Below are 14,288 nucleotides of genomic sequence, written 5' to 3'. Positions count from 1 at the left end.
AGTCATCGATGTCACAAAACAGGTCTTCTAGACTAAACATGGGGCAGGTCAAGGGGGGAAAACTTAGCACTTTCAGCCTCTCTAACCTGCCCCTCTCTTATCCCGAACTGACGTTAGTCTAGGTGACACGGAAACGGACTCCGCAAAATGGACAGTGTGAGATCCGTAGGCTGGTGGGTTTGGGGATTGAGCGGCGGGTATAGCTTGACGGGATGAGCAGTGGCGTCGGGGATGGTGCGAATCCAGTTCGAGACAAACATCTTACGCGCAGGCAGCGGAATATCGGATTCGGGGAAGTGTAATCCCATGTAGGATTCCAGTTCAGGAACTTTATCTTCTGCCATGACCTCGCCATAATTATCCTGATCAAAGCGATAGAGCATGACCCGATCAAATCCGGTTACTTTCCGAACTTCTTGCACAATGATCTGGAAAAACTGGGTCAGTGTTGCCCCAGCTTCTAGTTGATTAATTGACCCTTTTGCCAGGTGATAAAACCCTAAGAACGGAATATTTTCCTGGAGCAGCGCAGGCTCTAATTCCAGTACTAAAAAGCCATCTAGGGTTCGATGAAAAATTGCATCAAACACACCATAGTCATCCCCAATACGACGAACCCAAATCTTGGTCGGATTCATCAAATCGAGATTATCGGAGGCTAGCCCTTGCGTTAATTTATCCGCTTGGTAGGCATCAACGATGTCTTCTAGATTCTTCCCGACTAGGGCTTCAGCAGGTTATCCAAGTAAGGTTGAAGCGTTTCGACTCACCTGCAAGATCGCCATGTCAGGCTCATGCAATACCAAAATGACACCGTGCGGCTGCACTTGGGTCAACGTATGGATGGAGGGCTGCTTTAAGTTGGAAAGACGATGGTCTGAAATATTCAGGCTCTGGCTGCTCATGGTGTTTGCCTCCGTGTTAGGTCGCCTCCGTGTTGTGGAAGAAGCGCTATATTGTCCTGAGAAGCTTACCTATGAAGAACCACAAGAACACAGCATCCCTTACTTCGACAATAGATCATTACCTCTCGATCGCTCGGGGTCAAATCGTTAAATAAAACGGAAGGTTAGAAAACTGCGAAATAAAACGTAGTTTCTCTCAATAAAGCAACGTAATTTCTTATTTAAAGGCGGGTATAACGTATCAAAAATTGCCGATTGTTTGAATTCCGACAAGTAGGTTTAAGCCTATTCAAGATTGAGAAGTGACTACTCACTGGGAAGCGTTACAATGTTGAGCCAAAAGTCTTCAATCCGCTGAATGGTTTGCACGAGCTGATCGCGATCGCCCGGACGAATGACATAACAATTGCCCTGAACCGTGTAGGTTTTCACGATATCCTCTGGGCTGTCAGACATCGTTAAGACAATGATGGGAATCCGCTTGAGGCGGGAATCCGTTTTGAGCATCGAAAGCAGGTCATACCCTGTGAATGCCTCAGAGTCTGGGGATTCCCCAGCCAATTCCAAATCGAGCAGAATCAGATCAGGACGGGGACGAGCCGTATAATTCCCTTGACATTGTAAGAAGTCCGAGGCGTCCTGCATGTAATCAATCACGACGACGTTGGGATGCGCATCATGTTCAGCTAGAACCTTTTGAATGAGAGATCTATAGGCTGAATCTGATTGCCATACAAGAACTAAGCGCTGAGTGGAACAATCCTGCATGTCCCACGAGGGGAGAGCAAAGGCTGCATGATGAAGATCGCCGTTATCTCCTCAACCGCTTTAAATCACACCGCTAACGATCTATTTTCGGTCAAAATACGGGTGGTCAAATTTACGAAGACCCTCATCATCCAAAATTATGGGTCAGATCCACACGATCACGATCAAAGATTAAGGAATTCAACAGAACTCAGTAGGTCGCACTTGGTGATTCGGGTTTGCGGATTAAAAAGCGATCGCCCCAATCCCTGTTGAGGAGGAGCGATCGCCCGTATCTGAACCCTGTATCTCCTTAGACGCGATGACAGAGTTAGAGGTGTGCTACTCAAAACTCAGAACTCAAAACTCAGAACTCAAAACCGCTATTCCCCAGGCTTCCGAACAATCCAGTACTTACTCATTAAGTGAATTTGAGTTTCGAGCATCTCAAAGCCCGCCTTTTGGAGTTTGCCGTCAATATCATCAACGATGTAGTGGCGATAGTACGGCTCATGGAACATCACCGGAAAATTCCGCATACTGACCGCAAACTCTGGCGAATCCTTTTCCTGGATCGAGTCGCAAATGACCAGCGTTCCACCAGGTTGCAAGACCCGGAAACACTCATGAATCACCGTTTGACGCACCGAGGCAGGCAGTTCATGGAACAGGAACACGCAGGTTAGACCGTGGAAATAGTTGTCCACGTAGGGTAAGGATTCCGCATTCGCCTGCAAAAGCTGGGGCAGTTCCCCCGGAATCTCCGAGAGAATCTGATTGGCCTTTCTTAAATAGGCAGGCGATAGATCCGTTCCAAAGAGAGAGGCGTCCGGTAACATTCCCCGAAGCATACGGAGGGTTCGTCCAGTACCGCAGGCCACATCCAGAATACGGATTTGGTGGGATGGAACACCGCTAAACACCTGCAAACCTTGCTTTAAGGGAGCCAAAACCCGCCGCCGCATGGGATCTGCGGTTCCGTTAAACAGAATTTCAACTTGCAGGTCGTACAAATTCGCAGACTCATCGCTTAAGTAACCATCGGTTTGCTGATGGAAATTTTGCACGTAATAGTCCGGGTAGCCCTCGGTGCGAATTTCAGGGGAGAACGCCTGATACTGCTTTTGGTTGGCTCGGAACCAGCTTTTCGGCATATCGAACCAGAGCATGGGATAGAACTGGAAGAAATCCTGCCAGGGGTTATCGAATAGCAGACTCGTAGGATAGACTCCTGCTTCCGCATCGTGCCAATCCGTTTCCATCAGCTCATTGGCCCGCTGCTGAAACTGACTGAGCACTTCAGGAGGGAGAGGTTCAGTTTTACGATGCTCTGCGATCGGCGCGAGCAAGTTCAGAAACCGAGAACTTAAGGTTTTATGGGCGAGTCCAAATGCGCCCTTACCTTGTTGAAAGGTTTGATATGCAACTTTCGTTAACGTGTCAGCCATAGAAACCGAAATGAATTTAAGACAGATAGGGGAATGAACTGTAAATTATGATGTTCTTGTATTGTAAATAGATGTAACGAAATTTTCGAAACGCTTAGAAATCCAAAAGGCAGATTTTCTCCCTCACCCCATCCCCCCTCTACTCCTTCACCTCTTCACCATGTCCCTACCCCTAGCCTCCCTCGTTGAACAACTCAAAGCCGACTACCGCCGCTTCCCCGACGATCAAAGCTTTCACCTCTATGCAGAGGATGTGTATTTCAAAGATCCGATGAACGAGTTTCGGGGGTGCGATCGCTACCGTCAGATGATTGGCTTTATCCAGGCCTGGTTCAGCGATCCCACGTTAGATTTACATGACATTCAGGCGGGCGATCGCCACATTCGCACCGAATGGACCCTCTCTTGGACAACGCCTTTGCCTTGGAAACCGCGCATTTCGATCCCTGGCTGGAGTGAGTTGGAGGTAAATGAGGACGGCCTGATTTCCTCCCATATTGACTACTGGCACTGCTCCCGCCTGGATGTCCTGAAACAGCACGTTTTCCCCACGACATCGCCTGAAAAACGATAAAGTAAAAGAGTGTAAATTTTTCTCATAAGCGAGGACTGCGGCACTCATGCGCGTAATCTTGATGACGGGTAAAGGCGGCGTCGGTAAGACCTCTGTGGCAGCAGCAACAGGGTTACGCTGTGCGGAATTGGGGTATAAGACTCTAGTTCTTAGCACGGATCCAGCCCATTCCCTCGCCGATAGTTTTGACATGGAGTTGGAGCACGCGCCTCGGTCTGTGCGCCCAAATCTGTGGGGAGCGGAGCTAGATGCGCTGATGGAACTGGAGGGAAACTGGGGAGCGGTCAAGCGCTATATCACCCAGGTGCTTCAGGCGCGAGGATTGGAAGGCGTCGAGGCGGAAGAGTTGGCGATTCTGCCCGGGATGGATGAAATTTTTAGCTTGGTACGGATGAAGCGTCACTACGACGAAGGCGAGTTTGACGTTCTGATCATTGACTCGGCTCCAACGGGAACGGCTCTGCGGTTGTTGAGTTTGCCGGAAGTAGCAGGCTGGTATATGCGCCGCTTCTACAAACCCTTCCAAGCGGTTTCCGTTGCCCTACGTCCGATTGTAGAACCCCTTTTTCGTCCGATTGCAGGTTTTTCGCTTCCGAACCAAGAAGTGATGGATGCGCCCTACGAGTTCTACGAGCAGATTGAAGCGCTAGAAAAGGTGCTGACGGACAATACCCAAACCTCGGTGCGCTTAGTGACGAACCCCGAAAAGATGGTGATCAAAGAGTCGCTACGGGCGCACGCCTACCTGAGCTTGTATAACGTGGCGACGGATATGGTGGTGGCAAACCGAATTATCCCGAAATCCGTAGCCGATCCCTTCTTCCAGCGCTGGAAAGAGAATCAGCAGCAGTATCGCCAAGAGATCCACGACAACTTCCGTCCGTTGCCTGTGAAGGAGGTTCCGCTGTATTCCGAGGAAATGTGTGGTTTGGAGGCGCTAGATCGGCTGAAGGAGACTCTGTACGCCGACGAATATCCCGCCCAGGTCTACTACAAGGAAACGACCTTGCGTGTAGTCCAAGACCAGGATCAGTACAGCCTAGAGATTCATCTTCCCGGTATTCCGAAAGACCGGATCGATCTGAGTAAGACGGGAGATGAACTGAATATTCGGATTGGGAATCACCGCCGCAACTTGGTGCTACCCCAGGCGTTGGCGGCCTTGCAACCCTCTGGAGCCAAGATCGAAGAGGATTATCTCAAGATCCGGTTTGGCGCTCCGGCACGGGTTTGAAAACCTGGGTTTGGCGATTCACAGATTTCAAGGAACGAGTAAAGCCGTTTTCCTAGGATTGGGGAAAACGGTTTTTGTTAGGGCAGGTTTACAACTCGCGCATTGAGGGGATCTACTACACGCGGATCATGGGAGGTAAACAGCAGAGTTCCGCCTACCTGGGTGAAGGCATTCAGCGCATGGAGCATTAGCAGGAGCGATCGCCCATCTTGACCTACCATAATTTCATCGAGCAAACAAAGCTGAGGCTGACGCACCAGCACCGCTGCCAGAGCCAGCCGCCGTTTCTGCCCTTGGGATAGGGAATGGGGATGGCGATCGCTCAATTTCATCAGATCCAGATTAGTCAACAGTTCCGTCGCAATCTTGGGATCGGTTCCCGGTTGGGCGACCTCCGCATGAACGCTTTCGGCAAAGAGTTGGTGATTGGGATTTTGGAGGACAAAACCGACGATTTTGGCGATCGCTGTTCCCCGTTTGCGGCGGGTGGTCTGCCCCATCAGTTCAATCTCACCCTGATCGGGTTGGAGGAGTCCGCTGATTAAGCGCAGGAGCGTCGTTTTGCCACAGCCGTTGTCGCCTTTCAGCAATACTGCTTCGCCCGCGTAAAGGGTCAGATCCGGATAGGCCGGATAGCCGCCCCAGGCGACGTTTTGGGTACGGAGGACGCAGATTTCTGGAGCAGGTCGAGGCTCTTGAGGCGATCGCGGCGTGATATCTAGAGAAATCGCTGTGGCGCGTTCGATGTCTTGGGGATTCCATTCGCTAAGTTGTCCATCCTGTAAGCGATAAGCACGATTGCACAGGCGGGTCATCAGTTCTGCGCGATGCTCGATCACCAAAATCGCATCTCCCTTTTGGCGACGCTCCGTCAGCAAATGCAGCCAGAGCTCCACTCCCTGCGCATCCAGATAGGCCAATGGTTCATCAAACAAAAGGATTGGCTGCCCGATCGCCAGCATCGAGGCTAGGAGCAACCGCTGTTTTTGTCCCGCAGAAAGACGGGCGATCGCCCAATCCGCCTGATCCGCTAAACCAAATTCCTGGAGGGACTGAGCCGCCATCGGGGCAATGTGCGACGGCTCAACAGCCCAATTTTCCAGCCCAAAAATTAGCTCATCCCACACCTGATCCGTAAAAATCTGCGTTTCCACATTCTGAAGCAACGTGCAGCATTGGCGCGATCGCTCCCGGAGTGACCAGTTCCCCACATCCTGTCCACCAATCTGGATTTTGCCCGCTAAGCGTCCTCCGGTATGGGATGGAGAGATTCCCGCAATACAGTTCAGCAGCGTACTTTTGCCGCTGCCCGTGGTTCCGGCAATCCATACCACTTCGCCCGGATACAACGTCAGGTTAACCGATTGGAGCGTGGGGGTTTTGTTGACAGCATAGGTAAACGAGAGATCCTGTAGCTCCAGAATTGGCGAGTTGTTCAACGCATTCCCCATTCCACGTAGCTGACGCCTGCCAGCAGCACTCCAACACTGACTAAAAACACTGTATCCTGTCCCGTCCATTGCAAAGGCCGACTGTTACTCCGGGGACTCACGCCATCGTACCCTCGCGTTTGCAGCCCCACCGTTACCTCATCCGCATAGGCGACCATTTGGAAAATCAGTGGTACGAACAGTCCCGAAAACCATTGCATCGGATGCCGCGAGAGATCAACGCCGCGCAATTGGTTCGCCTCCAGAATCCGCTTTGCTTCCTGGGCAATCACGGGCAAAAATCGCCAAACCAGTAATACACTCAGGGTTAAAAACTGCGGGAGGCGGACAGCTTCCAGTGCCCGGATCAAATCCATCGGTGGCGTTGTGCCCGCCAGAATAGGGGCAGGGAGGAAGAGTGCCATCAGTCGAAAAACGCTTAATGTCGCCTGATCCCACCCATCTACTAACCAGAGCGAAAATCCGGCAAAGACGGCAAGGGCGATCGCTCCTCGCAGCAGCACCGAAATAGATAGACGAACCTGAGTGATTAAAACGAGCAACGTTACACCGACAAGTAAACCGATCGCCCACGGATTTTGCAGCAGTAACGCAAAGGTCGTCAGCAAAATACAGACCGCAATTTTTAGCAGCGGATTAACGGTGATCAGCCACGACCCAGAGCGGCGATCGCGCCTCTGTCTAAACGTCTGCATCTGGGGTGGCATCGTTCGCGTCTGTGTCTGCATCTAACTTCCCTGCCCGTCGGAGCTGGTTCACCACTTGTTCGCCCAGCCACCATCCCAGAGTTGCCGCCAGCCCAATGGCGATCGCCATCCCTAAGAAAATCCAGGGCTGATTGGCCAGTCGCGCATAGTCGCCCCCAACGATGAAGACTAACGCCACAATACCGATCACGATTGCGGTTTCAAAAAAGACCAACGTGCCCAACAGTCGATTTGCCTTGGTGCGGTAGCTCCCCCGGAAAACGATCACCAACTCTGTCATCAACACCGTCAGAGCCAGATAAACCGTCATCGACACCGATTGCAGTCCCAATAGCAAGGCCATCGGCAAAATCATCAGCGCCACACTGCCCCGTTTCTGCAATCGCGCCATGCCAAGAGTGAGAAACAGTGCGCCGATCGGTGCCCACACAATCAGTTGAAAGGGCGGCGGCACAAATGGCCCAACGATAAACACCGAAAGCACCATGCCCACGGTCATAAACGCTGCAAAAACGTAGTCGCGCAGTTGCCAACCCATTTCCTTTTCCCCGTTCCAAACCACAACAGACGCTCTACCCTTTGAATGGCTAGAAAGCCCGAACAATCCCACTCTTTCCCGCGAGATTGGCAGTTAGGGCGATTGCCCTTCGCTAAAAAGCCAAACGGCAATCACGCTGACTGCATGATTATCATACCCAAGGACTTATCTTCTTAGGGGGTAGGCAATGCTGAGTTGAGGATTGAACAGCCTACTTGAAGAGTGAGGCTAAGGCAAGGTCATGAACGCAAAATGCGGGAGGCAAGACGGCTAATCTATGGCTAGGGGTGCTGCTTCTGGTGGCATTACGCTTTCTGTCGATGATGCAGTCGGCAACGGATCAGGGTGAACGCCTAGCAGCGCCAGGGAAAACCCCAGCAGCACTCCAATCAAAAACACCCAGCCATGAGAAGGACAGCAACAGACAGCGATCGCTTCCGTAAATTTGCACCGATCATCCTTCGTAAAAGGTCTCTTTCAGCTTTGCCATGGCGTTCACGATTCCACAGAAACAACGTCGTCAGGACTTTAACAATAGGCGCGGATATCTTCACCGTGGTCTGCTAAGTAGCAAAGCGCCCGAAATCGAAGATTCGACACTTCCGTATAAAACGGATTTAGCTTGCACAAGGGCGGAATATGGGCAATTTTGCGCCCCAGCACTACAATATCCCGCTCAAAGGGACACTGAGCCGGAATCACGCGGCATACAAGGTGAGCACTGGCGATATCCCGAATTTCTAAATTGTCGAGCCATTGGCGAATAACACGCAAGTAGCGAGAGGACGAGATTGAACGCTGAGGCGAAGTCATGGATCGAGCAGTGTGTTTAATCAAATCCAACATGATGATGACTGAATAACTATCGATAGTTCTAGCCTAGTCATAATTTCTCTAGATGAAAACGCCCTTTTTATATAAATTTCATTTATATCTCATAATCATCCTTAATTCTTAAAGCAATGGCAAACCCTCTTAATCCAGATCACAAAGCTATTATCAAGAAACGGTGTCCCGCTTAGAATGGGTGGGTTTCGATGACATTAGGTTTGCATTATGCCGTTTAAGTACTCCAGAACCGTCCGTTTTCAAGACACTGATTCAGCCGGGGTCGTCTACTTTGCGAACATCCTCGCGATGTGTCACGAAGCCTACGAAGCATCCTTAGCAGAAGCGGGCATCAACCTGCAGTCATTTTTCTGCTATCCCAAAATTGCCATCCCCATCACCCATGCCGATGTCGATTTCTTTCGCCCTATGTTTTGTGGCGATCGCCAAATCATTCAGGTGAAACCGCGCCAGTTGGGAAACAGCAACTTTGAAATTAACTACGAAATCTTTGTAGAGGGCGATCGCGACCCCGACATGCCGGACGCACCCCCCCCCTGCGTGGCTCGCGCCAATACCCAGCATGTCTGCATTAACGCCACCGTTCGTGCCAAGACGACACTGCCCCCCGACGTGATGCGCTGGCTCGAAAAATGGGGTGAAACCATTGAAATTTTATAGGTTTCTGTAACGAAGTATTGAGCGATCGCCTAATCTCAGACGATAAAGCACCGCAAATGTGTACCCAAATCCAGTTCGATCGTTACCAAGGCGGTATGATTTGGGCAAACTACAGGCAGGAGGAGAATGAGGAATCTGCTGAGTTTTTGAGATAGGGTGCTTTTACAGGGTTAGAACTCAAACGCAAAGGCTATTATCAAAGTCATAGCCTTGCATTCCCCATCCTTCACTTCGCAAATCGAACTAACGTCGAAACAACGGCTTCTGTTCGGACTAGCGCCTATGAGTAGAGCAACCATTCCCGTGCACTCAGCCCACCTCCTCCCTGGCGATCGCCCCTCCCTCGCAAGCTCGACTCACAAAACTACATCCTGAGATGGCTGTGTTGCATTGACTGGAACGCTTGGGAACACTGTATCAAGGAGATTTTCGGCATCAGTTATGACAAACTCTTCCGCACGACGCGCGCTGATCGTTCAGCATAATTTTTCACCCTTTAGCAACAAGCTGGTTCAGTCTGGGTATGCCGATACTGAGCAGATGCAGCAAGCCTTAGTGGAAAGCCGCAAATCGGGGCGATCGCTAACCGATGTTCTTGAGTCTATTACGGGCAAACAACTTCCCGCCGATGTGATTCGTCAATACAAGCGGCAACAGCTTTTTGAACTCAAGATTCTTTACGGCGTAGAGTCCCTAGACCCAGAAGTTTCCCAAATCCCCACCAACCAAGTGGCCCAACTCATCGATACCCTAATTCCGATCGATGTCTGCCGCCGATACGAGCTGGTTCCCCTCTCCCAAACAGAAACAGATCCGCCCTCGGTGCTGGTGGCAATGGTCAACCCCGATGATCTCAGCGCTCAAGATGACCTCAAACGGATTTTGAGTCGTCAAAATCTTGAACTCCAGCGCATGGTGATCACCTCCGAAGACTATCAGCGCATCATCTCCAAGTACTTGGATGAAAAGGTTGCCCAAGAAAAGCAGCGGGATCAAGAAGCAAAGGTTGATGTTAAATCTGATCTGCAAGGTCTAGAGTACTTAGAGCTAACGGAAGACGACGAAGAAGCGGAAGTTAATTTAGACGAAGCCCTTGAAGATGCAGAAGCCGCCCCGGTCATTGCATTAGTCAATAAGATTCTGGTCAAAGCGCTCCAGGAAGGCGTTTCTGATATTCATATTGAACCCCAAGAGGAATACCTCCGCATCCGATTCCGTAAAGATGGCGTACTGCGGCAAGCCTTCGATCCCCTACCCAAGAAAATCATTCCCTCCGTTACAGCCCGGTTCAAGATCATTGCAAGCCTAGATATTGCGGAACGACGCGCACCCCAAGACGGACGGATTCGCCGCATCTTCGATGGCCGCAAAGTAGACTTCCGGGTAAGCACCCTACCCAGCCGCTACGGCGAAAAAGTCGTTCTCCGGATTCTAGACAACTCGGCAACGCAACTCGGCCTCGACAAGCTGATTACCGATCCAGAGAGCCTACGCATCGTCCAGGAAATGGTGTCTCGCCCCTTCGGTCTGATTCTGGTCACAGGCCCTACCGGATCAGGTAAAACCACGACGCTGTACTCAGCACTGGCTGAACGGAACGATATTGGGGTAAACATCAGCACCGCTGAAGATCCGATTGAATACTCGTTGCCCGGTCTAACCCAGGTGCAGGTGATTCGCGAAAAAGGCATGGACTTTGCCTCGATTCTCCGTGCCTTCCTCCGTCAAGACCCCGACGTGATTCTGGTGGGTGAGACTCGTGACCGCGAAACCGCAAAAACAGCCATCGAAGCCGCTCTAACCGGACACCTCGTTTTGACCACCTTGCATACTAACGACGCCGCTAGTGCCATCGCCCGACTCGATGAAATGGGCGTTGAATCCTTCATGGTGTCTAGCTCTCTCATTGGCGTACTGGCACAGCGTTTGATGCGACGAGTATGCGATGCATGCCGAATTCCCTATCACCCTAGTCCAGAAGAATTAGCTCGCTTTGGTCTTGCAACCTCTGGAGACTCTGCCCTCACGCTCTACAAAGCCAATTCCTTTCAGCCCGAAGAAATTGCGGAAGCACGGCAGCGCAATGAGCTTTGTCCGAAGTGTGGTGGCATTGGCTACAAAGGACGATGTGGTGTCTATGAAATTATGCGCGTTACCGAACGTCTGCAAACCCTGATTACGGAGGGTGCCCCTACTGAACGTATTAAAGAAGCGGCTGTAGAAGAAGGCATGCAAACGCTGCTGGCCTACAGCCTCAATTTGGTACGCCAAGGCGTAACCACCCTTGAAGAAGTTGAGCGTGTGACCTTCACGGATTCTGGACTTGAGGCGGAATTGAAGGCGAAGCGCAAGAGTGTCCTAACGTGTCGTGTGTGTAGTGCCGAGTTGAAGCAAGAATGGCTAGATTGTCCGTATTGCCTGACGGCTCGATTTGAAGACTAGCTTGACGCTATAGATTGAGCGATTGATCGGTTTAGATAGACCACTGACCTAACCCAAATTAGACGTTGACAACACGGGAGAATCACAATGGAGCTGATGATTGAAGATTTGATGGAACAACTCGTAGAAATGGGAGGTTCAGATTTACACCTCTCTGCGGGATTGCCTCCTTATTTCCGCATTAGTGGTCATCTCACCCCCATTGGTGATGAACCGATGACGGCAGAGCAGTGCCAGCGCCTGATCTTTAGCATGTTGAATAACAATCAGCGGAAAAACCTAGAGCAAAACTGGGAGTTGGACTGTTCCTATGGTGTCAAAGGGTTAGCCCGCTTCCGGGTCAACGTGTATAAGGATCGGGGAACCTACGCGGCCTGTCTTCGGGCTCTGAGTTCCAAGATTCCTAACTTTGAGCAACTGGGTCTGCCCGATGTAGTGCGGGAAATGGCGGAAAAACCCCGGGGCTTGATTTTGGTCACAGGGCCAACCGGATCAGGCAAAACCACAACCCTGGCAGCCATGATTGACCTGATCAACCGTACCCGTGCTGAACATATTCTGACGGTTGAAGATCCGATTGAATTCGTCTACGAGCCGATTAAAAGTCTGATTCACCAACGCCAGTTAGGAGAAGATACCAAGAGTTTCGCTAACGCGCTAAAAGCTGCCCTCCGGGAAGATCCAGATATTATTCTGGTAGGCGAGATGCGGGACTTGGAAACGATTTCGCTCGCGATCTCGGCGGCAGAAACGGGTCACTTAGTCTTCGGTACGTTGCACACCAGTTCGGCATCCCAAACGGTTGACCGGATGATCGATGTGTTCCCCTCAGAGCGTCAGCAGCAGGTGCGGGTACAGCTTTCTAACTCGTTGGTTGCGGTATTCAGCCAAACGCTAGTCCCTCGGAAGAATCCGAAGCCCAATCAGTTTGGTCGTGTGATGGCGCAGGAAATTATGGTGGTAACTCCTGCGATTTCCAACCTCATTCGGGAAGGAAAAACATCTCAGATTTATTCTGCAATTCAAACAGGCGGAAAGCTAGGCATGGTCACCCTCGAAAAGGTGCTGGCAGACTTGTATAAGGCAGGCGACATTACCTTTGAAGCCGCGATGTCTAAGACCTCTCGTCCAGATGAACTGCAGCGTCTCATTGGTGCTGGCGGATCTCCGAATGCTGCGAAAAATGTCTACGCCCAAAAGTAGCTACCATTTGGTAGAAGTTGCGTTATAGTTGAGCGATCGCCCTCTACCTAAGCTGTTTTATTTCTTCATGGTTGAGTAAGCTATGCCTACCTACGTTGTTCAAGCCCGTGATGCGAAGGGCAACCCCAAAAAGCAGAAAATCGTTGCTGATTCTCCTGGTGAAGCACGCACCCTGCTGCGTGATAGAGGACTCTTTGTTCAAGAACTCAAAGAGGATCGCGGATTTAACCTCAACTTCGATCTCAAGCAGATCCAAATGGCGATGACTTCGGTCTCCGTCAAGGATAAGGCGATTTTCTCGCGGCAGTTTGCGGTGTTGATCAATGCTGGAGTTGCGATGGTACGAGGTCTGGGTGTCTTATCAGACCAGTGCCCAAACCCTAAATTAAAGATGGCACTCCAGGAAATTAGTTCCGATGTGCAGCAGGGAACCAATCTGTCTGATGCTATGCGTAAGCATCCCCATTGTTTTGATGGATTGTATGTGAGCATGGTGCAGGCTGGCGAGGTAGGCGGTGTACTTGACGAAGTGATGAACCGACTTGCCAAACTTCTAGAAGACGTTGCTCGATTGAATAACCAAATTAAGTCAGCAATGGCCTACCCGGTTGCGGTGGGTAGTATTGCGGTTTTGGTCTTTATCGGGATGACCGTTTTTCTGTTGCCTATTTTTGCCAACATTTTTGAAGAGCTAGACGCTGAACTGCCCGCCTTCACGAAGTTGATGATGGCAATCAGCGATTTTCTCCGCACTCCGCTGTATGTGCTTGGATTCATTGTGGTCGTTGTGGCGCTTGTGATCGCATTTCGGATGTACTACAAGACGCGGGTAGGCCGAGAAACCGTGGATCGTTTTTCTCTCAAAATGCCCTTGTTTGGTGACTTGCTTCAGAAAACAGCAACGGCTCGCTTCTGTCGTACCTTTGGTTCGCTATCCCGTTCGGGGGTTCCGATTCTGACGTCCCTGGAAATTGTGCGGGATACCGCCGGAAATCAGGTCATTGCGAACGCAATCGATTCCGCCCGCAAAGAAGTGCAAACCGGAGGCATGATCAGTCTTGCCTTACAGCGAGAGCAAGTATTTCCGGTAATGGCGATTCAGATGATCAGTATTGGTGAGGAAACGGGAGAAATCGACAGCATGCTTATGAAAGTGGCTGACTTTTATGAGGATGAGGTAGAGCAAGCGGTTAAGGCGCTGACGAGCGTTATGGAGCCGTTGATGATTCTCGTTCTTGGAGGCATGGTTGGATCGATCCTAGTAGCGATGTATCTGCCCATCTTCAAGGTGATGGACGCAATTCAGTAATGGAACTCTGAATAGTTCTCAATCCATGGTGAATTTTAAAGGAGAAGGCTAAGCCAGCCTTCTTTTTTTGGGCGTAATCTTTGAACGTCGATAGGATTTCGTTTGAGGATTTTCTCCAGTGACTCGTCTTTGGAGGTCGCTAGGTTTAGCTTTTAGACGGGAAGCCCCGCGATGTACCTGAAAGGTCAGCGTCGGGATGAGAGGCGCGTGAGTTGAGGTAC

13 protein-coding genes and 1 pseudogene are annotated in these 14,288 nt (G+C 50.8%); 7 read left to right on the top strand and 7 right to left on the bottom strand.

All coding sequences use genetic code 11. From position 1 onward, the window contains the following. Positions 1-116: 116 nt before the first annotated feature. From IGR76_11905 to IGR76_11895, 3 genes and pseudogenes are all read right to left on the bottom strand, one after another. Positions 117-905, bottom strand: a pseudogene (locus tag IGR76_11905) (GAF domain-containing protein). Positions 906-1,211: 306 nt separating this feature from the next. Then, positions 1,212-1,673: a response regulator gene (locus tag IGR76_11900; protein MBF2079194.1), complete on the bottom strand. Its 462-nt coding sequence runs from the start codon at positions 1,671-1,673 to the stop codon at positions 1,212-1,214. Positions 1,674-2,035: 362 nt separating this feature from the next. After that, on the bottom strand, positions 2,036-3,100 hold the full coding sequence (locus tag IGR76_11895; GenBank protein ID MBF2079193.1) for a methyltransferase domain-containing protein: 1,065 nt from the start codon (positions 3,098-3,100) through the stop codon (positions 2,036-2,038). A 160-nt stretch (positions 3,101-3,260) separates the two neighbouring features. Between IGR76_11895 and IGR76_11890 the strand changes: the two genes are divergently transcribed. Next, positions 3,261-3,674: a DUF2358 domain-containing protein gene (locus tag IGR76_11890; GenBank protein ID MBF2079192.1), complete on the top strand. Its 414-nt coding sequence runs from the start codon at positions 3,261-3,263 to the stop codon at positions 3,672-3,674. Positions 3,675-3,720: 46 nt separating this feature from the next. Continuing rightward, a complete protein-coding gene (locus IGR76_11885; protein ID MBF2079191.1) occupies positions 3,721-4,908 on the top strand; it encodes an ArsA family ATPase in 1,188 nt (395 codons plus the stop codon). Between the two features lie 77 nt (positions 4,909-4,985). On the opposite strand, the gene IGR76_11880 is transcribed toward IGR76_11885, so the two are convergent. The 3 genes from IGR76_11880 to IGR76_11870 are packed head-to-tail and all read right to left on the bottom strand — an operon-like array spanning position 4,986 to position 7,604. Beyond that, complete coding sequence (locus tag IGR76_11880; GenBank protein MBF2079190.1) at positions 4,986-6,359, bottom strand: ATP-binding cassette domain-containing protein; 1,374 nt, start codon at positions 6,357-6,359, stop codon at positions 4,986-4,988. Next, positions 6,344-7,054 (bottom strand): energy-coupling factor transporter transmembrane protein EcfT, encoded by a 711-nt coding sequence (locus IGR76_11875; GenBank protein ID MBF2079189.1) that lies wholly within the window; start codon positions 7,052-7,054, stop codon positions 6,344-6,346. Before IGR76_11875 ends, IGR76_11880 begins: the two co-directional genes overlap by 16 nt. After that, complete coding sequence (locus IGR76_11870; GenBank protein MBF2079188.1) at positions 7,041-7,604, bottom strand: hypothetical protein; 564 nt, start codon at positions 7,602-7,604, stop codon at positions 7,041-7,043. Before IGR76_11870 ends, IGR76_11875 begins: the two co-directional genes overlap by 14 nt. Before the next feature lie 299 nt (positions 7,605-7,903). On the opposite strand from IGR76_11870, the gene IGR76_11865 reads away from it, so the two are divergent. Continuing rightward, positions 7,904-8,047, top strand: coding sequence for a hypothetical protein (locus IGR76_11865; GenBank protein MBF2079187.1), 144 nt, complete (start codon positions 7,904-7,906; stop codon positions 8,045-8,047). An 85-nt stretch (positions 8,048-8,132) separates the two neighbouring features. On the opposite strand, the gene IGR76_11860 is transcribed toward IGR76_11865, so the two are convergent. Beyond that, positions 8,133-8,417, bottom strand: coding sequence for a Mo-dependent nitrogenase C-terminal domain-containing protein (locus tag IGR76_11860; GenBank protein MBF2079186.1), 285 nt, complete (start codon positions 8,415-8,417; stop codon positions 8,133-8,135). A 243-nt stretch (positions 8,418-8,660) separates the two neighbouring features. On the opposite strand from IGR76_11860, the gene IGR76_11855 reads away from it, so the two are divergent. The 4 genes from IGR76_11855 to IGR76_11840 all read left to right on the top strand — a co-directional run bounded on the left by IGR76_11855 (position 8,661) and on the right by IGR76_11840 (position 14,067). Then, on the top strand, positions 8,661-9,113 hold the full coding sequence (locus IGR76_11855; protein MBF2079185.1) for an acyl-CoA thioesterase: 453 nt from the start codon (positions 8,661-8,663) through the stop codon (positions 9,111-9,113). 441 nt (positions 9,114-9,554) lie between these two features. After that, positions 9,555-11,555 carry a type II/IV secretion system protein gene (locus tag IGR76_11850; protein MBF2079184.1) on the top strand — a complete coding sequence of 667 codons (2,001 nt, stop codon included), beginning with the start codon at positions 9,555-9,557 and terminating at the stop codon, positions 11,553-11,555. An 87-nt stretch (positions 11,556-11,642) separates the two neighbouring features. Further along, complete coding sequence (locus IGR76_11845) at positions 11,643-12,758, top strand: type IV pilus twitching motility protein PilT (protein ID MBF2079183.1); 1,116 nt, start codon at positions 11,643-11,645, stop codon at positions 12,756-12,758. An 82-nt stretch (positions 12,759-12,840) separates the two neighbouring features. Continuing rightward, positions 12,841-14,067, top strand: coding sequence for a type II secretion system F family protein (locus IGR76_11840; GenBank protein ID MBF2079182.1), 1,227 nt, complete (start codon positions 12,841-12,843; stop codon positions 14,065-14,067). Positions 14,068-14,288: the final 221 nt, after the last annotated feature.

The sequence above is a fragment of the Synechococcales cyanobacterium T60_A2020_003 genome, assembly GCA_015272205.1.
Lineage (GTDB): Bacteria > Cyanobacteriota > Cyanobacteriia > RECH01 > RECH01 > JACYMB01.
Note: the sequence above shows the minus strand (reverse complement) of the source record. Positions and strands in the feature narration are given on the sequence as shown.